Raw genomic sequence first — 20,351 nt, forward strand, 5'->3', positions numbered from 1 at the left:
TCGATATGGGCTTGCACAATCATCGACTGGTCCTGCTCCGCCACGGCGAGACCGAGTGGTCGAAATCCGGCCAGCACACCGGCCGGACCGACCTCGAGCTGACCGACACCGGCCGCGTTCAGGCCGAGCTGGCCGGCCGCGTCCTGCGAGAACTGAACCTCACCGACCCGTTGGTGATCAGCAGCCCGCGCATCCGCGCCCTGACCACAGCGAAGCTGGCCGGCCTGGCTGTGGACGAGGTCTCTCCCCTGCTCGCCGAATGGGATTACGGCTCCTACGAGGGGTTGACGACGCCGCAGATCCACGAACAGGTGCCCGATTGGCTGGTCTGGACGCACGGCTGTCCCGGTGGCGAAAGCGTGCAGCAGGTCAGCGACCGCGCCGATCGGGCGGTCGCGTTCGCGCTGGAGCACATGAGCTCGCGCGACGTGGTGTTCGTCGGACACAGCCACTTCTCCCGGTCGGTCATCACGCGCTGGGTGGAGCTGCCGCTCGTCGAGGGCAGCCGCTTCTGGATGCTGGCCGGCTCCATCGCGGTGTGCGGTTTCGAGCATGGCGTGCGACAGCTCGCGGCGCTCGGATTGACCGCCCAGCCGCAGGCGATCAAACCCGGGTGAGCGCCCAACCGCCGTTCGCGCTGTGCGGGCCGAAGCAGAGCCTGGTCGCCGAGGGGGTGCGGGAGCGCTACCGCGACGTGGCGGTGGCGCAGGACGCGCTGCGTTCGGGCTCCGCCGCAATAGTGTTGGGCGCGTTGCCTTTCGACGTGAACCGGCCCGCAGCGCTGCTGGTTCCCGACGCGGTGCGACGCACCGACGGCCCGCCCGACTGGCCGACCGGCCCGCTGCCGCCGGTGCATATCGCCGCCGCCGATCCGTCACCGGCCGACTACCGCAGTCGCATCGTCCGGGCCCGCGATCAACTCACCGCCCCCGACAGCCTGCTGAGCAAGGTGGTGCTGTCCCGCGCGCTGCGGCTGGTCGCGGACGCCCCCCTGGACGCCCGCGTCATCCTGCGCCGGCTCATCGCCGCGGACCCGGCCGCCTACGGCTATCTGGTCGACCTGACCGCCGCCGGCGACGACTACGCGGGTGTGGCGCTGGTGGGCGCCAGCCCGGAACTTCTGGTGGCGCGCAACGGAGATCGGGTCACGTGCCGGCCGTTCGCCGGTTCGGCGCCCCGCGCCGCCGACCCGGACGCCGACGCCGCCAACGGCGCCGCGCTGGCCGGTTCGGCCAAGGATCGGCACGAGCACCAGCTGGTCATCGAAACCATTCGGGCCGCCCTCGAGCCGCTGTGCGACGAGTTGACGATCGCCGCCGAGCCCGAGTTGAGCCGCACCGCAGCGGTGTGGCACCTGTGCACACCGATCGGCGCCCGGCTTCGCGATACGTCCACCACCGCAATCGATTTGGCCCTGGCTCTGCATCCCACGCCGGCGGTCGGCGGGGTGCCGACCAAGGCCGCGGTGGAGCTCATCGCCGAGTTGGAAGGCGACCGCGGGTTCTACGCGGGGGCGGTGGGCTGGTGCGACGCCCGGGGCGACGGCCGCTGGGTGGTGTCCATCCGCTGCGCGCAGCTGTCGGCGGACCGTCGCACAGCGCTCGCACGATCCGGTGGGGGCATCGTCGCCGAATCGGATCCCGACGAAGAAGTCGCGGAAACCACAACGAAATTCGCGACGATCCTCAACGCATTGGACGTCGAGCAATGACCATTCGCCGCGCCGCGCCGGAAGACGCCGCCGCAATCACCGGAATGATCCACGAACTGGCGGAATTCGAACACGCCGCAGATCAATGCACGGTCACCGAAAAGCAAATTGCGGCAGCACTTTTCGGAGCCACCCCAGCGGTGTACGGGCACGTCGCGGAAGTCGAGGGCGAGATCGCCGCGATGGCGCTGTGGTTTCTCAACTTCTCCACCTGGGACGGCGTGGCGGGCATCTACCTCGAAGACCTGTTCGTGCGGCCGGGATTTCGCCGCCGCGGCCTGGCCCGCGCGCTGCTGGCCACGCTGGCGGCCGAATGCCTCGACAACGGCTACACGCGGTTGTCCTGGGCCGTGCTGAACTGGAACGCCGACGCCCGCACGCTGTACGACGGCGTCGGCGCCGAACCCCAGCGCGAGTGGACCACCTACCGGCTGTCCGGCCCCCGGTTGGCCGAGCTGGCGGAATCGCGCTGATCGCCGGCGGCCCAACGCAAGCCCGCGGGGCTGAAGAGCAGGCCTAACACGCTCAGCGCCACAATGCCGGCGGGAATCCCGAAGCCGGGCCGGTGCGAGTCCACCGTCAGGTACCACGCCACCGGCAGTAGCAGCAGCTGGGTGATCACGGCCAGCCCGCGCCCCCAGCGCTTGCCGACCGTCAGCGCCCGTCCGGCGGCCAGCACCATCGCCCCGACCAGAACGAAAAACACCGCCGTGCCCAACCCGTTGACCACGCGCTGGTCCGCCCCCGCGACGCCCCGCACCACCAGTACCGCCGCCACCACCAGCGCGGCCAGCCCTTGCACCAAGACGAGGAGCCCAGCGCCGCGCACGGCGGCTGGAGCGGCCCCTGGGTTGCGGCGGAAAACTGTCATCCGCGTCAGCGTAGTCACCCCGCCCGCCGAGGAGTTCCCCACAGCGCGGCCTTAACCGGCCCGCATAAGCTCGTGCTTCATGCGCGCCGTGCTGATCGTGAACCCCACAGCCACCACCACCACCCCGGCCGGTCGCGACCTGCTGGCGAACGCGCTCAAGAGCCGCCTGCAGCTCACCGTCGAACACACCAGTCACCGCGGTCATGGCACCGAACTCGCCGAGAAGGCGGTCGCGGACGGCGTCGACCTGGTCGTGGTGCACGGCGGCGACGGCACGGTGAGCGGGGTGGTCAACGGCCTGCTCGGGCGTCCCGGCGCGGTTTCGGGGCACACCGGCCCGGTGCCGGCGGTCGCGGTGGTTCCCGGCGGTTCGGCGAATGTGCTGGCGCGCTCGCTCGGGATCTCGCGGGACCCGGTGGCCGCCACGAATCAGCTCATCCAGCTCCTCGACGACTATCGCCACCACCACACCTGGCGCCGCATCGGCCTGATCGACTGCGGTGAGCGGTGGGCCGTGTTCAACACCGGCATGGGGGTCGACGCCGAGGTGGTGGCCGCGGTCGAGGCCGAACGCGACAAGGGCGGCAAGGTGACGGCCTGGCGCTACATTCGCGCGGCGGTGCCCGCCGTGTGGGGCTACACGCGCCGCGAACCAATGCTCACCCTGGAACTGCCCGGCCGCGAACCCATCACGGGGGTGAGTTTCGCGTTCGTGTCCAACTCCAGCCCGTGGACGTTCGCCAACGAACGGCCGGTGTGGACCAATCCCGGCTGCACCTTCGAGTCCGGGCTGGGCGTGTTCGCACCCAAGAGCATGAAAACGATCCCCACCCTTCGCATCGTGCGGCAGATGTTCGCCAAGCGGCCCAAGTTCGACTTCGACCACCTCATCACCGAGGACGACGTGCCCTGCTTGCGCGTCACCTCGAACGGCGGCCCGGTCGCCTGCCAGTTCGACGGGGATTACCTCGGCGTGCGCGAAAGCATGACCTTCAAAGCGGTACCCGACTCGCTGGCGGTGGTAGCACCTCCCCAGAAAAATACCTTCTGAGCTGCGCAAACGAAGCGGCCGCGGGCCACGCGGCGAAGTTTTTCCTCGTGAGTGGCCAGTGAGTGTAGTACAACGGAGTAATGGCCCGACTAAGGAACGATCGAAGTGAGATAGCCCACGAGCGAACTCGGGGCTATTGACATCTGTTGGGCCTGTGAAACGATCAAAAGGTTGCATGCAGGAAATTTAGATAGGGGTACGGACCCTTTTCTTGTGCACGCGTTAACAGCCGAAGAAAATTGGCCGTGCGCCTTGCTGCGCACTCAGTGAGGAGTAGGACGTATGGATTGGCGCCACAAGGCGGTCTGTCGCGACGAGGACCCGGAGCTGTTCTTCCCGGTAGGGAACAGCGGCCCGGCGCTCGCGCAGATCGCTGACGCGAAACTGGTCTGCAATCGGTGCCCGGTGACCACGGATTGCCTGTCGTGGGCCCTGAACACCGGCCAGGACTCGGGCGTCTGGGGCGGCATGAGCGAAGACGAGCGACGCGCACTCAAGCGTCGCAATGCCCGGACGAAGGCCCGTAGCGGAGTCTGACTCAGTTAGAGCAAACAGTGCGGCCTCGACGAAAGTCGGGGCCGCACTGTTGTGTGGCGCACACTTTGAACGCCTAGATGGCCAGTCGCGCCCGCCGGCCGATCGGTACCCGCAACACCACGTCGGTGCCGCAAGCCGGGGCTTGGCGCATGCCCAGTGTGCCGTCGAGTTCCGCCGACACCAGCGTCCGCACGATCTGCAGGCCGAGGCTGTCCGACGTCTCCAGGTTGAAGCCTTCCGGCAACCCGCGGCCGTCGTCGTGGACGACGACGTCGAGCCAGCGCGCCGAACGCTCGGCGCGGATGGTCACCGATCCCTCTTCGACCGCAGGATCGAACGCATGCTCGATCGCGTTCTGAACCAGTTCGGTGATCACCATGATCAGGGCCGTCGCCCGGTCGGAGTCCAGCACGCCGAGGTCGCCGACCCGGTTGATCCGGATCGGGCGGTCCACTGACGCCACGTCGTTCATGATCGGCAGAATCCGGTCGATGACCTCGTCGAGGTTGACCTGTTCGTCGACGGACATCGACAGCGCGTCGTGCACCAACGCGATCGACGAGACCCGGCGCACCGACTCGATCAGGGCTTCGCGCCCTTCGGCGTTGGCCGTCCGGCGGGCCTGCAGGCGCAGCAGCGCCGCCACCGTCTGCAGGTTGTTCTTCACCCGGTGGTGGATCTCGCGGATGGTGGCGTCCTTGGAGATCAGGGCCCGGTCGCGGCGCTTCACCTCGGTGACGTCCCGGATCAGCACGGCGGCACCGGCGCTCGCGCCGTCGACCACCAGCGGGAGCGTCCGCAGCAGCACCGTGGCGCCGCCGGCGTCGACCTCCATGCGCATGCTCTTGCCCCCGGCCAGCAGGTCCAGGACGTGCTCGGCCAGCTCTTGGGCCTCGAAGGGGTCCGAGATCAGCGGCCGGGTCACCTTGACCAGGTTGCGGCCCTCGAGCTCGGACGTCAGGCCCATCCGGTGGTAGGCCGACACCGCGTTGGGGCTGGCGTAGGCGACGACGCCGTTGACGTCCAACCGGATGAAGCCATCGCCCGCCCGCGGGGTGGAGCGGGACATGACCACGTCGCCCACGTCGGGGAAGGTGCCGTCGGCGAGCATGTGGACCAGATCGCCGGCGCATTCCCGGTAGGCCGTCTCCAGGTGGCCGGATGTGCGGTCGGCCGCGACGGCCGTCTGATGCCGGGTGAGCACGGCCACCACCCGGCCGCCGTATCGCACCGGGGTCGCCTCGACGTGCGGGCCGGGCAGCCACGAATCCTGTTGGCCCGCACCGCCATCCCGCTGGGCGGTGCCGGACTCAAAGGTCTCGGCGACGAGCGCCAGCCGGTCGGCGGCGACGACACTGCCCACCGAGTCGGTGACGAGCACCGTGGGCGCGGTGTTCGGCCGGCACTGCGCCACACACACCAACATGCCGTCGTCGCGGCGAACCCACATCAGATAGTCGGCGAACGACAGGTCCGCCAGCAGCTGCCACTCCCCCACGACCGCGTGCAGGTGGTCCACCGCGTTGCCAGGCAGCACGGTGTGTTCGGCAAGCAGATCACCGAGAGTCGACATCACTCACTCCCCGGGCCATTCCCCGGCAGCAGACAGGACGGTCCAAACTTTTCCGCGGCCTAGCTGATCACAGCAATCAGGTCGCCCGCCTGGATGACATCGCCCACCGCGACGCTCACCTTGCTGATGGTGCCGTCGACCTCAGCCAAGACGGGAATCTCCATCTTCATCGACTCCAGCAGCACCACGATGTCGCCTTTGCCGATCTGGTCACCCTCGTTCACTACGACTTCGAGCACGCTGGCCACGATCTCGGCGCGCACATCCTCGGCCATCTTCACCCCACTCGTTTCGGCCATTGCGCAGGCTGGCTGCTGGTCCATCAAGCTTTCGTCAGGCTCACGTACATCGAACCATAGGAGTGCTCGGGACCGCGGCGCACGGGGCGTTGTGGCCGGGCGGGTCTTTCGTGAGAGACTGTGCGGCAGGCTGACGGGCGCCGCGCGCCCGGATCAATGACCGAATCAATGGAGGTTCGACCCATGGCCAAGCGTGGCCGTAAGAAGCGCGACCGCAAGCACAGCAAAGCCAACCACGGCAAGCGGCCCAACGCCTGAGGACCGCTACCGCGTCTCGCGGATGATGGTGGTCCGCCGGATCTCCAGCCGTAGCCGCTCGCGCAGGCCCTCGGGGGCCTTCTCGCCTCTGCATTTGGTGGCGATCAACGCCTTGATCCGCTCCTCGAGGCCGTAATGCTTGAAGCAACCGGGGCACGCCTCCAGGTGGCGACGCAGCTGGTCCCGCGACTCCGGAGTGCATTCACCGTCGAGCAGGAGCCAAACCTGGCGGATCACCTCGGCGCAGCCGACCGCACCGTGGTCGTCGTCATTAGGGCACGTGTCGCCGGGGCTGGAGAACTCACTCAATGAGCGTCGCTCCTCAGCATCGCTTCGCTCTGCATCGTCGCCGGCGCGGCTCATGACGACACCTCCTCGTGCGCCTGGTGGCCGCGGTTGAAGCCCCGCTCCTTGGCCACGTCAGCCAGCAGCCCACGCAGTTGACGCCGGCCGCGGTGCAGCCGTGACATTACCGTCCCGATGGGCGTGTCCATGATCTCGGCGATTTCCTTGTACGGAAAGCCCTCGACATCGGCGTAGTAGACGGCCATCCGGAATTCTTCCGGCAGCGCCTGCAGCGCTTCCTTGATCTCGTTGTCGGGCAGCGCCTCGAGCGCCTCGACCTCGGCCGAGCGCAGCCCGGTGGACGAGTGCTCGGCGTTGGACGCCAGCTGCCAATCGGTGATCTCCTCGGTCGGGTATTCAGCCGGCTGGCGCTGCCTCTTGCGGTAGCTGTTGATGTAGGTGTTGGTCAGGATCCGGTACAGCCAGGCCTTGAGGTTGGTGCCGGCCCGGAACGAGCGGAACCCCGCGTAGGCCTTCACCATCGTCTCTTGCAGCAGGTCTTCGGCGTCGGCGGGATTGCGCGTCATGCGCAGCGCGCCGCCGTAAAGCTGGTCGAGCAGCGGAATCGCGTCGCGCTCGAAGCGCGCCATCAGCTCGGCGTCCGTCTCCGGCGGGGCGGGATCGGGAATCTCCTGTGCTGTTGCGCCGTCTGTCTCGGCCATGTCGATTACCCCGGTCCCTTCTGCTGCGGTGTCGCCGGGCAGCACCGAAAGCGCCACCGGGCTTGCGAGAAAGCAAGCCAACTGCTCGGCACCCGTTGGACTGTCCAACAGGCTCGTCGCCGCTGACACCAAACCGCTCCTCCCAATCTAGAGGCTGCCACCGACAGTGTCTGCCCGGGTGCGCCCACATAACATCAGAGACCGCCTCGTTTAACAGCGGTAACGCACGCGCTATTTCCGGGCCCCATCCGACCCGTGGCGGCAGGACGTTAATGTGACGCCATGTCCCTCAACGGCAAGACCATGTTCATCTCCGGCGCCAGCCGCGGTATCGGCCTGGCGATCGCCAAACGCGCCGCACAAGACGGTGCCAACATCGCCCTGATCGCCAAGACCGCCGAGCCGCACCCCAAGCTGCCGGGCACGGTGTACACCGCCGCCAAGGAGCTCGAGGAGGCGGGCGGTGCGGCCCTGCCGATCGTCGGGGACGTCCGCGACCCGGAGTCCGTCGAGTCGGCGGTGGCCAAGACCGTCGAGCAATTCGGCGGCATCGACATCTGCGTCAACAATGCGTCGGCCATCAACCTGGGGTCCATCACCGAGGTGCCGATGAAGCGGTTCGACCTGATGAACGGCATCCAGGTGCGCGGCACCTACGCCGTGTCGCAGGCCTGCATCCCGCACCTGAAGGCCGCCCAGAACCCGCACATCCTCACGCTGTCCCCGCCCGTGCTGCTCGGCAAGGAGTGGCTGAAGCCGACCGCGTACATGATGGCCAAGTTCGGCATGACGCTGTGCGCCTTGGGAATCGCCGAGGAGATGCGCGAGGCGGGCATCGCGTCCAACACGTTGTGGCCGCGCACGCTGGTGGCCACCGCCGCGGTGCAGAACCTGCTCGGCGGTGACGAGGCGATGGGACGCGCCCGCAAGCCCGAGGTGTACTCCGACGCGGCCTACGTCATCCTGAACAAGCCCGCCCGCGAATACACCGGCAACACCCTGCTGTGCGAGGACGTGCTGGTGGAGTCCGGCGTCACCGACCTGTCGGTCTACAACTGCGTGCCGGGCGGGCAGCTCGGCGTCGACTTCTGGGTCGACGGCGTCAACCCGCCGGGATACTCGGGCCCCTAGTCGTGGTCGCAAGCCCGGCGCCGGGCGCCGCGGGTCACGACCATTGGAGAAGCCGGTGGCTCGCGCCGCGACGCCCGCGCTGGCCGCGTTGACGAAAGCCGGTGTGCCGCATGAGGTCATCACCTTCGACCACGATCGGCGGGAACGCTCGTTCGGCGTCGAAGCGGTGCACGCGCTGACCGAACGCGGCATCGCACCCGAGCAGATCTATAAGACCCTGGTCGTCGCGGTGCCGGGCGGGCTCGCGGTCGCAATACTGCCGGTGCCGGACCGGCTCTCACTGAAGGCGGCCGCCGCGGCGCTGGGCGTGGCCAGGGCCGGCATGGCCGAGGCCGCCGCCGCCGAGCGCGCCACCGGCTACCTCGTCGGCGCCGTTTCGCCGTTCGGGCAGCGCAAGGCCCTGCCGACCGTCGTAGACGCCGGCGTCCTGGCCTGGGATCGGGTGTACTGCAGCGCCGGACGGCGCGGCTGGGACGTCGGGGTTTCACCGCAGGACCTGATCCGGTTGACCGGCGCGATCACCGCGCACATCCGCGCGTAGCCGCGCGAGCCTGGCGCCATGGCGAAAACCGGGCCGAATTCTCGCCGTCGCGTTACGCTCCCGCCATGACGACGAAGCGATCCCGCGGCGCGACGATGGTCGCCGCCGGTGTGCTGGCTTTCTCCGGGCTGATGACGATCGGTGTGGGCACCGGCAACGCGGACACGATCCAAACCGAGGGCAACTACCCGACCCGGGCCGCTTGTCAGGACGCCGGGCCCGGCGTGAAGGCCAGCACTCCGGGCAACTGGAACAACTTCTGGTGCGTGCCGGATCGCAACGTCAACGGCAACTGGAAGCTGGTCCTCAGCAACTAAAGCAAGGTCGCCTGCTCGGGCTCCGGGCCGGCCGGCTCGAGTAGCTCGGGCCCGTTGTTGCGGACGTTGTTGACCAGCGTCGACACCTCGCGCATGCGGATCCCGCGCACGTCGGGTGAGTGGGCCAGCAGCTCTTCGTCGACCGGGGCGTCCGGATCCAGCCAGCGGTCCCACTCCCGCTCCGGGACCACCAGCGGCATCCGGTCGTGGATCTCCGCCAGCTCGCCGGGTGCGTCGGTGGTGATGATCGTGCAACTCAGCAGCGGCTGAGCGTCTTTGGCCGGTTTCCAGACCGACCACAGCCCGGCCATGAACAGCGGCTCGCCATCCTCGCGGTACATGAAGAACGGCGTCTTGCGCGACTTCTTGCCCGCGACGGCGTCGTTGACGCGCCATTCGTAGTAGCCGTCCATCGGGATCAGGCACCGCTTCGACTTGGCGCTCGACCGGAAGGCGGGCGAGGTGGTGACCTTGTCCGCGCGGGCGTTGATCAGCATCGGGCCCTTGGTCTCGGGCGCCCCGTCGGAACCGGCTTTGGCCCACGGGGGCACCAGGCCCCAGCGCATCAGCCGCACCCGGCGGGTGGGCTGGTCGTCGGGGTCGGTGTGCCGGCTCACGACGGTCGCGATGGTCGACGTGGGGGCCACGTTGTAGTTGGGCGCCCCGGCACTTTCGGAGGCGCCGGTGGCCTCGTCGATCGCCTTGATCTTCTGGGCCAGCAGCGCCGGATCGGTGGTGACCGCGAACCGTCCGCACATAACACCCATGGTGGCAGAAGACGGTGACACGCAATGATGGACCAGTGAGTACGTGGACGGCCCCCAGCGCGCCGAAACCGGTGCACGCGACCGTGACCGTTCCGGGTTCGAAGTCGCAGACCAATCGCGCGCTGGTGCTGGCGGCGCTGGCGGCCGCGCAAGGCCAGGGGACGCCGACCATCAGCGGGGCGCTGCGCAGCCGGGACACCGATCTGATGATCGGCGCGTTGCGCGCCCTGGGCCTGCGCGTCGACGGCACCGGCTCCGAGCTGACGGTCGGCGGGCGGATCGCTCCCGGGCCCGCCGCGCGCGTGGATTGCGGGCTGGCCGGTACGGTCCTGCGGTTCGTCCCCCCGCTGGCGGCGCTGGCCGAAGCGGTCGTCGAGTTCGACGGGGACGAGCAGGCCCGGGTGCGACCCATCGCGCCGCTACTCGACGCCCTGCGCGGCCTGGGCGTGCCGATCGAGGGCGCGGGTCTGCCCTTCCGGGTGCACGGCAGCGGAGCGGTCGCCGGGGGCACCGTGGCCATCGACGCGTCGGCGTCGTCGCAGTTCGTTTCGGGGCTGCTGTTGTGCGCGGCGTCGTTCACCGAGGGCCTGACCGTGCAGCACACCGGCGCGACGCTGCCGTCGGCGCCGCACATCGCGATGACCGTGGTGATGCTGCGGCAGGCCGGGGTCGACGTCGACGACTCGGTGCCCAACCGCTGGCGGGTGCGCCCCGGCCCGGTCGCGGCCCGGCACTGGGAGGTGGAGCCCGACCTGACGAACGCCGTTCCGTTCCTGGCGGCGGCCGTGGTCAGCGGCGGAACGGTGCGCATCACCGGCTGGCCGGCGGCCAGCGTGCAACCCGCCGAGAACATCCTGAGCGTGCTGGGCAAGCTGAACGCCGTTGTCACCCAGGGGGATTCGTTCCTCGAGGTACAGGGGTCCGCCGACTACCCCGGTTTCGATGTCGACCTGCGCGCGGTCGGCGAGCTGACCCCGGCGGTGGCGGCGCTGGCCGCGCTGGCCAAGCCGGGATCGGTGTCCCGCCTCTCCGGCATCGGTCACCTGCGCGGCCACGAGACCGATCGGCTCGCCGCACTGAGCGCCGAGATCAATCGCCTGGGCGGTGACTGCTCCGAAACCCCCGACGGCCTGGTGATCACCGCGACACCGCTGCGCGCCGGCGTCTGGCGCGCCTACGCCGACCACCGGATGGCGATGGCGGGCGCGATCGTCGGCCTGCGGGTGGCCGGGGTTCAGGTGGACGACATCGGGTCGACTTCCAAGACGCTGCCGGAGTTTCCGCAGCTTTGGGCGGACATGCTGAGGTCCGATATTTGAAGCCCGGCGATTACGACGAGTCCGACGTCAAGGTCCGCTCCGGCAGGGGCTCGCGACCGCGCACCAAGACTCGTCCCGAGCACGCCGACGCCGAGGCCGCGATGGTGGTCAGTGTCGACCGCGGCCGCTGGGGATGCGTGCTCGGCGGGGACCCCGATCGCCGGGTCACGGCGATGCGGGCCCGCGAACTGGGCCGCACCCCAATCGTCGTCGGTGACGCCGTCGACGTGGTCGGCGACGTGTCCGGGCGGCTGGACACGCTGGCGCGCATCGTGCGGCGCGGGGAACGGCGAACGGTGTTGCGGCGCACGGCCGATGACACCGACCCGACCGAACGCGTGGTGGTCGCCAACGCCGACCAGCTGCTGATCGTGGTGGCGCTGGCCGACCCGCCGCCGCGCACCGGCCTGGTCGACCGGGCGCTCATCGCCGCCTTCGCCGGCGGGCTGAAACCGATTCTGTGCCTGACCAAGACCGACCTCGCCCCACCGGAGCCGTTCGCCTCGCATTTCGTGGACCTGGACCTGACGGTGGTGGTCGCGGGCCGCGACGATCCGCTGCTCGCGGTGGCCGACCTGCTGGCCGGCAAGATCACCGTGCTGCTCGGGCATTCCGGCGTCGGCAAGTCCACGTTGGTGAATCGCCTTGTGCCCGAGGCGGAACGGGCCGTCGGCGAGGTTACCGACATCGGCCGCGGCCGGCACACCTCCACCCAATCGGTGGCACTCCCCTTGGCGACGTCGGGGTGGGTGATCGACACCCCGGGCATCCGCTCATTCGGGCTGGCGCACATCGAGCCCGACGACGTGCTGATGGCCTTCTCGGATCTGGCCGGGGCGATCGAGGACTGCCCGCGCGGCTGCGGACACATGGGGCCACCGGCCGACCCCGAATGCGCGCTCGACGCCCTGTCGGGCCCCGCCGCCCGCCGCGTGGCCGCGGCCCGGCGGCTGCTGAAAGCGCTCAACCAGACTTAGCCAGCCGCATGCCGAGTTCGTCGGGCGCCACCTTGTGGCCTTCGGAGCAACGGATTTCGACGCCCGCCTCGGCGCCACAGCCGAGATGGGTGAGCCGGAGGCGATTGCGCCCCGGCAAATGGCGCCGGCCCCACTCGAACATCGCCCAGACGACGGGCATGAAGTCGATGCCGGCCTCGGTGAGCACATACTCTTCCCGGCGCCGCTGCCCGGGCTCGTGGTACGGCTGACGCTTCAGCAGCCCCAGTTCGACCAGCTCGGACAGCCGCGCCGAAGTGGCGGCCTTGGTGATGCCCACCCGGCGGGCGAAGTCGTCGAAGCGCGTCGTGCCGTAGTACGCCTCGCGCATGATGAGCATCGCGGATTTGGTGCCCACCAGCCCCATCGTCTTCTCGATCGCGCACTCGCCCACGGCCGACCAGGCATCGCGGTCGGCCAAGGGTCCCTGCAGCAGTGTCATAAATCACCTCCCAGCCTGGGTTGCTTTTAGTGTACCTAGATGTTTACCTGGGTACAGCGATCTATACCTAGATGCTGGGACTCAAGGAGGAGCCATGAACCGCGACGCCGTGATCGTCGGAGCCGTCCGCACCCCGATCGGCAAGGGCAAGCCCACCGGCGCGCTGCACGAGGTGCTGCCCGCCGACCTGCTCGCGCACAGTTTGCGCGAAGTGGTGGCGCGTACCGGGGTGGACCCCGCACAGATCGACGACGTCATCGCCGGTGCCGTCGCCCAGGTCGGTGACCAGGCGGTCAACATCGCCCGGAACGCGTTGCTGGGCGCCGGGTTTCCCGAGTCGGTTCCCGGCGTCACGATCGACCGGCAGTGCGGCAGCAGCCAGCAGGCCATCAGCTTCGCCGCCCAGGGCGTGCTTTCCGGCGCCTACGACATCGTCGTCGCCGCCGGCGTGGAATCCATGGGCCGCGTCCCGATGGGCACCTCGGTGCTGCCGGGCAGCAATCCCTTCGGCGACGACATGACCCGGCGCTACCCCGACGGCCTGGTGCCGCAGGGCATCAGCGCCGAACTGATCGCCGCGCGGTGGGGCTTCTCGCGGACCCAGCTCGACGAGTTCTCCGCGGGCAGCCACGACAAGGCCGCCCGCGCCACCAAGGACGGCCTGTTCGACAACGAACTGATCCCGATAGCCGGCCTGGCCACCGACGAATTCATCCGGCCCGGTACGACGGTCGAAACGCTGGCCGGGCTGCGGCCGGCGTTCTACAGCGAGGCGATGAAAGCCCGTTTCCCGCAGGTCAATTGGGAGATCACCGCCGGCAACTCCTCGCCGCTCTCCGACGGCAGCGCCGCGGTCATGATCACCACCAGCGACGTCGCGAGGAAGCTCGGCCTGCGGCCGCTGGCCCGCATCCATACCACCACCGTGGTGGGCTCGGATCCGCTCTACATGCTGACCGGGGTCATCCCGGCCACCGAAAAGGTGCTGCACCGGGCCGGGCTGACGCTGGCCGACATCGACCTGTTCGAGGTGAACGAGGCCTTTGCGCCCGTCGCGCTCGCGTGGGCGCACGACACCGGTGCGGATCTGGCCAAGACGAACGTCAACGGCGGCGCCATCGCGATCGGCCACCCGCTGGGCGCCAGCGGTGCCCGCATCATGACCACACTGGTCAATGCGCTCGAGCAGCGCGGCGGGCGGTATGGGCTGCAGACGATGTGCGAGGGCGGCGGCATGGCCAACGCCACCATCATCGAGCGGCTGTGACACCGACGATGCCTTCCAACAGCATCTCGAAAGTCTTTGTCGTAGGCGGCACGGGCGCCCAGGGCTTGCCCATCGTCCGTGCCCTGGTCGCCGACAACAAATACTCCGTTCGATTCCTCACCCGCGACCCCGCCTCCCGACGAGCGAAGGACCTTCTCGCCCTCGACAACGTGTCCGTCCTGGAAGGCTCATTCGCCGATGAGGCGATCCTGCGGGCAGGATTCCGCGGTTGTGACGCGGCATTCGTCAACATCGACGGGTTCAACACCGGCGAAAAGACCGAGATGTATTGGGCAATGCGCAGTTACGAGATAGCCATCGAAGAAGGAATCAAGTTCTTCGTCTACGGAAACCTCGACTACGGGCTCAAGAAGTCGGGATATGACTCTCGGTTCCGGACCGGCCACTACGACGGCAAGGGCCGGGTGGGTGAGTGGATCCTGTTCCAGAATCAGGTGAATCGCGATCGGATGGGAGCGGCGGTGTTCACGTCGGGCCCGTACATCGAGATGGTGATCTCACCCGGGACGCCCATGACGCCCACCGTCGAGGACGGGGTCGTGACGTGGCGGGTTCCGCTTGGCGAGGGTGCCGTGCCCCACGTGGCTCTCGAAGACTGCGGATTTTATGTCCGTTGGCTTTTCGACCATCCCGACCGCGCGAACGGCATGGATCTCGAAGTCGCTATCGACCATATCGCCTATGCGGATCTTGCTGCGGCGTTCGAGAAGGTCACCGGGCATCCGGCGCGGTACATCGACACCGATCTGGACGAGTACTGGAAGACCGGCCCCCTCAGTAGAGCCGCACATGCCCCTGCTGGGTACAACGCCGACCCAAACGACAAGAGCACCATGAACATCCGGGACAATTTCACGGGATTCTGGAATCTCTGGAAGTACGGAGTCGTCAAACGCGATTACGGTCTGCTCGATGAGGTGCACCCGAATCGGATCAGGAGTGCCGAGGAGTGGTTCCGCAGAGAAGACCGGTTAGGAAGGGCGCTGGGCAAGGGCGGCCTCTGGGAGCGGGTTCAACCGGAGAACCGGACTCCGATCCTCAAGATTGGTGAGGATCAACGGACAGGAAAGTTGTAGGTGCGATGACCGAGACCCTTTTCGACGGCGTGCGGGTGCGTTACGACAGCGCCAAGAGCTACGACGAGCTGCTCGCCGCGCTGCTTGCCGACATCGGCGAGCGGCCCATCCCGATCAACGACATCGCGGCGACTAGCGACAGCTGGGAGTCCTACCGCGAACGCATCGAACCCCACGTCGGGCCAAGCGGATTCATGCTGTTCGGTGTCGTCGACCACGGCGCGTGGATCCCCAAGGCGGGCATCGACCGCAAGGCGATCCGCCTGATTCTCGGCAACCCGTTGATCGCGATCACGATGCTGCGCCACGACGTGACGGCCGGCCTGTTCGCCCCGGTCGAACTCTTGATCACCGACGAGCCCGCCGGCTGCAGCCTGACCTACGTCAAGCCGTCGTCGCTGATGGTCGTCGAGCCCAACCCCGAATTACTCAGCGCCGCTGAAGAACTCGATGCCAAGCTGGCCGCACTGGCCGAAAAGGTGACCGCCTAGAGCCAGCCGGTGCGGGCGGCCGCCACCGGCTCGGGCGGCGACGGCGCCAACTCCCCGTCGCGCACGCCGTCGAGCATCCGTTTCACCGCGGCGACGATCTCGGGGGCCGCCGCGGCCAAGCCGGCCTTGTCGGCCTCGGGAACCTCGTCGGGGTCGACGCCCGCCCGGGCCAGCACGGCGGCCGGATCGGCCAGCTGATCGGCCAGCCAGGTGACCGGGTCGGCGGACAGCTCGGGGACGAAGTGCCGGCGCCCGGGCTCCCAGCCGTCGAACTTCGGGTGGTGGTGGGCCCGGTCCAGCGTCCCGGGCGGGCTCTCGGTGGAGCCGAACAGGTCCACCCGCCACACCGGGCGGTTGAATCCGATCGGGACGCCGGCGTAGATCGAGCCCTGCGGCTCATCCCGGTCGACGAGGCGCAGTTCCAGCCTGACCCCCCGCTCCGGGGTTTCCTGACCTTGGTTGGGGTTCGGGTCGACGAAGAACATGTCCCCGACGACCACACCCATGGATTCGAATCCGAACGCTGCGAACATGTTTCCGAGCGTAGTCCCGACGGTCGAACAGGCTAAGCGCCGACCTTCTTGGCCGCGCGGTCGGGCAGCACCACGTCGTAGTCCGCGAAGACCACTGCCCTTGTGCGGTGCTGGTATTCGTGCACCAGCCCCGGCCAGTTGGTGGTGACCCGACCGGAGGCGACGCGGTACCAGGAATCGCAGGTGGTCCACACCCCGGCATCCAGGCGGGCCTGGACCTCCGCGTCGTAGGCCTGCTCCACGGCGCGGCGCACCTCGAACGCGCGGGCCACGCCCCCGCGGGCCAGCTCCTCGACGATCTGGCGGATGTAACCGGCCTGCTGCTCCATCATCAGGATGATCGAACTGCTGCCGAGATTGGTGTTCGGGCCGTAGATCAGGAACATGTTCGGGAAACCCGGCACGGCCACGCCGAGATGGGCCCGCGCTCCCTCCGCCCATTCGGACTGCAGGTCCCGCCCGTCGCGGCCGGTGATCGTCATCGGGGCGAGGAATTCGGTCGCCTTGAACCCGGTGCCGTAGATGATCGCGTCGACCTCGTGCAACCGGCCGTCCGCGGTTCGCACACCCGCGGGCGTCACCTCGGTGATCGCCTCGGTCTCGACGTCGACGTTGGCGCTGGCCAGCGCCGGATACCAGTCGCTGCTGAACAGCACCCGCTTGCAGCCGATCGGGTAGTCGGGCGTCAGCTTGGCCCGCAAGACCGGATCTTTGATGTGGCGCTTGAGGTTTGCCGACGCGGCGATGCCGATCAGCCGGGCGAGCGGAGCAACCCTGGTCAGCGCGAGGCCGAAGAATTCCGAGATCTCCCAAATCAGGTTCCGCATCGCGGCCGCGAACCCGGGCACGGTCCGGAAGGCGGCGTGATGGGCGTGGGTGTAGGCACGATCCGGCTTCGGCAGCACATATGGGGCGGATCGCTGAAAGACGGTGACATGCTCGGCGGTCTCGCGAATGCGAGGCACGAACTGGATCGCCGACGCGCCGGTGCCCAGGACGGCGACGCGCTTGCCGGCCAGGTCGACGTCATGGCGCCACTGCGCCGAATGGAACGAGGGGCCCGCGAACGTGTCGAGTCCCGGGACGTTCGGCAGCGCCGGCCGCGACAGCTGCCCGACCGCGGGCACCAACACGTCGGCCTCGAACACGTCGCCGGTCGTGGTCTCGACCCGCCACGTGGCGGTGTCGTCGTCGTAGCAGGCCGAGGTGACCTCCACACCGGTCCGTACCACGTCACGAAGGCCGAACCGGTCGGCGGTGTCGTGGATGTAGCCGAGGATGTCGGGCTGCTCGGCGTATCGCCGGCCCCAGTCGGTCTTCCGGGCGAAGGAGTAGGAGTACAGGTTCGACGGGACGTCGCAGGCGGCACCCGGGTACGTGTTCTCCCTCCAGACGCCGCCGATGTCGTCGGCCTTCTCCAGCACCGTCACGTCGGCGAGACCATCCCTGGACAGCTCGTAGGCGGCGGCGAGGCCACCGAATCCGGCCCCGATCACCAGCACGCGAGGACGAGTCGAAGTCATGACTCCAACGCTAGGGGCGGGCCGCGGGCTGCGGGCAGCCGATTGCGGTCGGCAAATCCATGATTCCGGCCACGATCAGACGGCCTGGAGCCGGGCCCGCGGCGCGACCGACCGCTGATAGCGCGCGGGGGTGGTGCCCGTCCACCGCTTGAACGCGGCGATGAAGCTCGTCGCCTCGGCGTAGCCCAGCCGCAACGCGACGTCCTCAACCGACAGTGCGCCGGTTGCCAACAGCTCCTCGGCGAGGACCCGGTGCACCTCCTCGACCAGATCGCGGAAGGTCGTGTTCTCCTCCGCCAGCCGCCGCCGCAGCGTCCGCTCGCTCATCGCCAATTGCCGGGCGACGGCCGCGATCGTGTGGGGTTCGCCGTCGATCGACGCCAGGCGCTCGCGCACCCGCCGGGCGACACCGGTCCGCTCCCGGCGGCGCTCCAACAGGGCTCGACACTGCTGCTCGCAGGTGGCCACCGTTATCTCGCTGGCCCGAGGCAGCGGGTTGTCCAGCAATGCGGCCGGCCAGCGTGCCACGTTGGCGGGTGAGTCGTAACGCGGTGTGACGCCGAATGCCTTGCGGGCCAATGCGTCTCCCGACGCCGGCGCCGGGCCCGCGAACTCGATCGAGGTGAATGGGACTGGGCGGCCCAGCATTTCCGCCATGACCCGGGCGATGGCCGCCAGGTCGCGTCGCACCAGGAATTCCGCGACCGGCCCGGTCAGGTCGGGCAGGTCGAGCCGCATCGCCACCACCGGCCCGTCCACGGTGACGGTCGGCAGGCAGAAGCCGTAGCTCAGTTCGTAGAACCGGGCCGCGAACCGGACGGCGTCACCCAGTGTCGAACTGGTCAGGCAGGCGAATCCAAAGATGCCCAACGATCCGACGTGGTAGGCGCCGCCCACCCGAACCCCGAGGTCGGCCGGGTCCCCCAGCAGGTTCACCAGGTTCGTCACGACCGCCAGCTCCTGGCGTCCGACGATCATCCGGTTGGGGTCGTGCAGGTCGGCCTGCGACAGGCCGGTTCCCTCGAGCAGATCCGCCACGGCAAGGCCGTTCTCGCAACCGATCTCGGTCATCAACGCGACACTGACCGTGCTACGCGGGAAATCCCAGTGCGAAACCTGCGACCCGACGAACACCTGCACGTGTCCAGTATGGCGAACAGCGGCGCCGCCGAACGTGCACTCACGGCGAGAATCGGCCCGAAATCTCGCGCTCAGTACACGTTCGGCGAAGCGCTAGGCCGCCAGGTCGTCCGCGCCGCCGATCGCGCGCCGCGCATCCCGCTGCGCGCGCTTGGCGCGCCGCCAGCCACGCACGGTCGCGATGGCGGTCTTCAGCCCGCGCCGGCGGCCGGTCTCCGGGTCGGTGCCCGCGAAACCGGGCTCCAGATCGGCGAACATGCGCTCGCTGCGGGTTTCCGGAGCGTTGTCGGCGTCATCGCGCAGGTACTTGTTCGGCAGCGACAACTTGGCCAGCGTGCGCCAGGTCTTGCCGTATTGCACGAGGAACGAGCCGGTGGTGTAGGGCAGGTCGTACTTGTCGCAGACCTCGCGGACCCGCACCGAGATCTCGTGCAGCCGGTTGCTCGGCAGGTCCGGGTACAGGTGGTGCTCGATCTGGTGGCACAGGTTGCCACTCATGAACCGCAGCGCCGGCCCCGCCTCGAAGTTGGCGCTGCCCAGCATCTGGCGCAGGTACCACTGCCCCTTGGTCTCGCCGATCATGTCGGTCTTGGTGAATTTCTCCGCGCCATCGGGGAAATGGCCGCAGAAGATGACGGCGTTGGCCCAGACGTTGCGGATCACGTTGGCGACCGCGTTGGCCTTCAACGTGGACGTGTAGGTGGCTCCGGGCGACAGCGCGGTCAGCGCCGGGAACGCGACATAGTCCTTGAACACCTGGCGGCCCGCCTTGGCCAGGAACTCGTCCACCCGCTGGCGGGCGTCGTCCTGGTCCATCCGCTTCTTGGCGATCTTGCCGAGCTCCACGTGCTGCAGTCCGACGCCCCACTCGAAGAGGAGCGCAAGCATGGTGTTGTAGAACAGGTTCAAGATGTTGAAGCGCTTCCAGCGCTGGTCCCGGGTGACGCGCAGCAAGCCGTAGCCGACGTCGTCGTCCATCCCGAGGATGTTCGTGTACTTGTGATGCACGAAGTTGTGGGTGTAGCGCCAGTGCTTCGACGACCCGCTCATGTCCCACTCCCACGTCGAGGAGTGGATCTCCGGGTCGTTCATCCAGTCCCACTGGCCGTGCATGACGTTGTGGCCGATCTCCATGTTCTCGATGATCTTGGCCACGCCCAAGGTGACGGTCCCCGCCCACCATGCCGAGCGGCGCGAACTCGCGGCCAGCAAGAGCCGGCCCGATACTTCCAGCGCGCGCTGCGCTGCGATGGTGCGACGGATGTAGCGGGCGTCGCGCGCGCCACGAGAGTCTTCAATGTCCTGGCGGATGGCGTCCAGCTCAACGGCCAGGTTCTCAATGTCGGCGTCCGTCAGATGAGCAAATACGTCGACGTCGGTGATCGCCATCGTCGTCCTCCCTGCGGTCGATTTGTCCGTCCTAAACCAGGTGCAGACCTACGCTATCGTAACCTACGATTCCGTAGGTTACCTGTGAGTAG

Annotated in this window: 25 protein-coding genes; 14 read left to right on the plus strand and 11 right to left on the minus strand. The window is 68.4% G+C overall.

What is annotated here, in order from left to right:
• Positions 1-5 precede the first annotated feature (5 nt).
• Genes H7J89_RS07605 through H7J89_RS07615 form a run of 3 tightly spaced genes read left to right on the plus strand, consistent with a single transcriptional unit; the run spans position 6 to position 2,184 of the window.
• Positions 6-617 (plus strand): acid phosphatase, encoded by a 612-nt coding sequence (locus tag H7J89_RS07605; RefSeq protein ID WP_264039748.1) that lies wholly within the window; start codon positions 6-8, stop codon positions 615-617.
• Positions 614-1,711, plus strand: coding sequence for an isochorismate synthase (locus tag H7J89_RS07610; protein WP_264039757.1), 1,098 nt, complete (start codon positions 614-616; stop codon positions 1,709-1,711). Before H7J89_RS07605 ends, H7J89_RS07610 begins: the two co-directional genes overlap by 4 nt.
• Positions 1,708-2,184, plus strand: coding sequence for a GNAT family N-acetyltransferase (locus tag H7J89_RS07615; RefSeq protein ID WP_264039764.1), 477 nt, complete (start codon positions 1,708-1,710; stop codon positions 2,182-2,184). The genes H7J89_RS07610 and H7J89_RS07615 overlap by 4 nt, the downstream gene beginning before the upstream one ends.
• On the opposite strand, the gene H7J89_RS07620 is transcribed toward H7J89_RS07615, so the two are convergent.
• Positions 2,136-2,582, minus strand: a complete 447-nt coding sequence (locus tag H7J89_RS07620; protein ID WP_264039781.1) for a hypothetical protein — start codon at positions 2,580-2,582, stop codon at positions 2,136-2,138. The genes H7J89_RS07615 and H7J89_RS07620 overlap by 49 nt on opposite strands.
• 79 nt (positions 2,583-2,661) lie before the next feature.
• On the opposite strand from H7J89_RS07620, the gene H7J89_RS07625 reads away from it, so the two are divergent.
• Entirely contained in the window at positions 2,662-3,633 is a 972-nt protein-coding gene (locus H7J89_RS07625) for a diacylglycerol/lipid kinase family protein (protein WP_264039786.1), read from the plus strand.
• A 282-nt stretch (positions 3,634-3,915) separates the two neighbouring features.
• Complete coding sequence (gene whiB1 / locus H7J89_RS07630) at positions 3,916-4,170, plus strand: transcriptional regulator WhiB1 (RefSeq protein WP_007168139.1); 255 nt, start codon at positions 3,916-3,918, stop codon at positions 4,168-4,170.
• 73 nt (positions 4,171-4,243) lie between these two features.
• Here whiB1 and H7J89_RS07635 read toward each other — a convergent pair whose 3' ends face one another.
• Positions 4,244-5,743 (minus strand): sensor histidine kinase, encoded by a 1,500-nt coding sequence (locus tag H7J89_RS07635; RefSeq protein ID WP_264039813.1) that lies wholly within the window; start codon positions 5,741-5,743, stop codon positions 4,244-4,246.
• Between the two features lie 59 nt (positions 5,744-5,802).
• Positions 5,803-6,018, minus strand: a complete 216-nt coding sequence (locus H7J89_RS07640; protein WP_066956294.1) for a biotin/lipoyl-binding carrier protein — start codon at positions 6,016-6,018, stop codon at positions 5,803-5,805.
• Positions 6,019-6,225: 207 nt separating this feature from the next.
• Between H7J89_RS07640 and H7J89_RS25890 the strand changes: the two genes are divergently transcribed.
• Entirely contained in the window at positions 6,226-6,300 is a 75-nt protein-coding gene (locus H7J89_RS25890; RefSeq protein WP_011728008.1) for a 50S ribosomal protein bL37, read from the plus strand.
• A gap of 6 nt (positions 6,301-6,306) precedes the next feature.
• On the opposite strand, the gene rsrA is transcribed toward H7J89_RS25890, so the two are convergent.
• Positions 6,307-6,609: a mycothiol system anti-sigma-R factor gene (gene rsrA, locus H7J89_RS07645; RefSeq protein ID WP_264040332.1), complete on the minus strand. Its 303-nt coding sequence runs from the start codon at positions 6,607-6,609 to the stop codon at positions 6,307-6,309.
• Positions 6,610-6,659: 50 nt separating this feature from the next.
• Positions 6,660-7,307 carry a sigma-70 family RNA polymerase sigma factor gene (locus H7J89_RS07650; protein WP_264040340.1) on the minus strand — a complete coding sequence of 216 codons (648 nt, stop codon included), beginning with the start codon at positions 7,305-7,307 and terminating at the stop codon, positions 6,660-6,662.
• A gap of 282 nt (positions 7,308-7,589) precedes the next feature.
• Between H7J89_RS07650 and H7J89_RS07655 the strand changes: the two genes are divergently transcribed.
• The 3 genes from H7J89_RS07655 to H7J89_RS07665 all read left to right on the plus strand — a co-directional run bounded on the left by H7J89_RS07655 (position 7,590) and on the right by H7J89_RS07665 (position 9,296).
• A complete protein-coding gene (locus H7J89_RS07655) occupies positions 7,590-8,438 on the plus strand; it encodes an SDR family oxidoreductase (RefSeq protein ID WP_067205464.1) in 849 nt (282 codons plus the stop codon).
• A 55-nt stretch (positions 8,439-8,493) separates the two neighbouring features.
• Positions 8,494-8,979 (plus strand): YbaK/EbsC family protein, encoded by a 486-nt coding sequence (locus H7J89_RS07660; RefSeq protein ID WP_264039824.1) that lies wholly within the window; start codon positions 8,494-8,496, stop codon positions 8,977-8,979.
• A 65-nt stretch (positions 8,980-9,044) separates the two neighbouring features.
• Positions 9,045-9,296 (plus strand): hypothetical protein, encoded by a 252-nt coding sequence (locus H7J89_RS07665; protein WP_067947732.1) that lies wholly within the window; start codon positions 9,045-9,047, stop codon positions 9,294-9,296.
• On the opposite strand, the gene H7J89_RS07670 is transcribed toward H7J89_RS07665, so the two are convergent.
• On the minus strand, positions 9,293-10,054 hold the full coding sequence (locus H7J89_RS07670; protein WP_264039838.1) for an SOS response-associated peptidase: 762 nt from the start codon (positions 10,052-10,054) through the stop codon (positions 9,293-9,295). The two genes, H7J89_RS07665 and H7J89_RS07670, sit on opposite strands and share 4 nt — an antisense overlap.
• Positions 10,055-10,098: 44 nt before the next feature.
• On the opposite strand from H7J89_RS07670, the gene aroA reads away from it, so the two are divergent.
• Together aroA and rsgA are read left to right on the plus strand one after the other, a co-directional pair.
• A complete protein-coding gene (aroA, locus tag H7J89_RS07675; RefSeq protein ID WP_264039845.1) occupies positions 10,099-11,382 on the plus strand; it encodes a 3-phosphoshikimate 1-carboxyvinyltransferase in 1,284 nt (427 codons plus the stop codon).
• Positions 11,379-12,359, plus strand: coding sequence for a ribosome small subunit-dependent GTPase A (gene rsgA / locus H7J89_RS07680; protein ID WP_264039853.1), 981 nt, complete (start codon positions 11,379-11,381; stop codon positions 12,357-12,359). The genes aroA and rsgA overlap by 4 nt, the downstream gene beginning before the upstream one ends.
• Here rsgA and H7J89_RS07685 read toward each other — a convergent pair.
• Positions 12,346-12,819, minus strand: coding sequence for a winged helix-turn-helix transcriptional regulator (locus H7J89_RS07685; RefSeq protein WP_264039861.1), 474 nt, complete (start codon positions 12,817-12,819; stop codon positions 12,346-12,348). The genes rsgA and H7J89_RS07685 overlap by 14 nt on opposite strands.
• Positions 12,820-12,913: 94 nt before the next feature.
• On the opposite strand from H7J89_RS07685, the gene H7J89_RS07690 reads away from it, so the two are divergent.
• Genes H7J89_RS07690 through H7J89_RS07700 form a run of 3 tightly spaced genes read left to right on the plus strand, consistent with a single transcriptional unit; the run spans position 12,914 to position 15,674 of the window.
• The gene (locus H7J89_RS07690) at positions 12,914-14,086 is read left to right on the plus strand and encodes a thiolase family protein (protein ID WP_264039871.1); all 1,173 of its coding nucleotides are present in this window, start codon (positions 12,914-12,916) and stop codon (positions 14,084-14,086) included.
• 8 nt (positions 14,087-14,094) lie between these two features.
• Complete coding sequence (locus H7J89_RS07695; RefSeq protein WP_264040348.1) at positions 14,095-15,183, plus strand: NmrA family NAD(P)-binding protein; 1,089 nt, start codon at positions 14,095-14,097, stop codon at positions 15,181-15,183.
• 5 nt (positions 15,184-15,188) lie between these two features.
• Positions 15,189-15,674 (plus strand): DUF302 domain-containing protein, encoded by a 486-nt coding sequence (locus tag H7J89_RS07700; protein WP_264039878.1) that lies wholly within the window; start codon positions 15,189-15,191, stop codon positions 15,672-15,674.
• On the opposite strand, the gene H7J89_RS07705 is transcribed toward H7J89_RS07700, so the two are convergent.
• From H7J89_RS07705 to H7J89_RS07720, 4 genes are all read right to left on the minus strand, one after another.
• A complete protein-coding gene (locus tag H7J89_RS07705) occupies positions 15,671-16,207 on the minus strand; it encodes a hypothetical protein (protein ID WP_264039886.1) in 537 nt (178 codons plus the stop codon). The genes H7J89_RS07700 and H7J89_RS07705 overlap by 4 nt on opposite strands.
• Positions 16,208-16,239: 32 nt before the next feature.
• On the minus strand, positions 16,240-17,730 hold the full coding sequence (locus H7J89_RS07710) for a flavin-containing monooxygenase (RefSeq protein WP_264039894.1): 1,491 nt from the start codon (positions 17,728-17,730) through the stop codon (positions 16,240-16,242).
• Positions 17,731-17,805: 75 nt separating this feature from the next.
• Positions 17,806-18,870 carry an AraC family transcriptional regulator gene (locus H7J89_RS07715; protein WP_264039902.1) on the minus strand — a complete coding sequence of 355 codons (1,065 nt, stop codon included), beginning with the start codon at positions 18,868-18,870 and terminating at the stop codon, positions 17,806-17,808.
• Positions 18,871-18,963: 93 nt separating this feature from the next.
• The gene (locus tag H7J89_RS07720) at positions 18,964-20,259 is read right to left on the minus strand and encodes a fatty acid desaturase family protein (RefSeq protein ID WP_264039910.1); all 1,296 of its coding nucleotides are present in this window, start codon (positions 20,257-20,259) and stop codon (positions 18,964-18,966) included.
• Between the last annotated feature and the right edge of the window lie 92 nt (positions 20,260-20,351).

Origin of the sequence: Mycobacterium paraffinicum (assembly GCF_025822865.1) — a bacterium.
Taxonomy (GTDB): domain Bacteria; phylum Actinomycetota; class Actinomycetes; order Mycobacteriales; family Mycobacteriaceae; genus Mycobacterium; species Mycobacterium paraffinicum.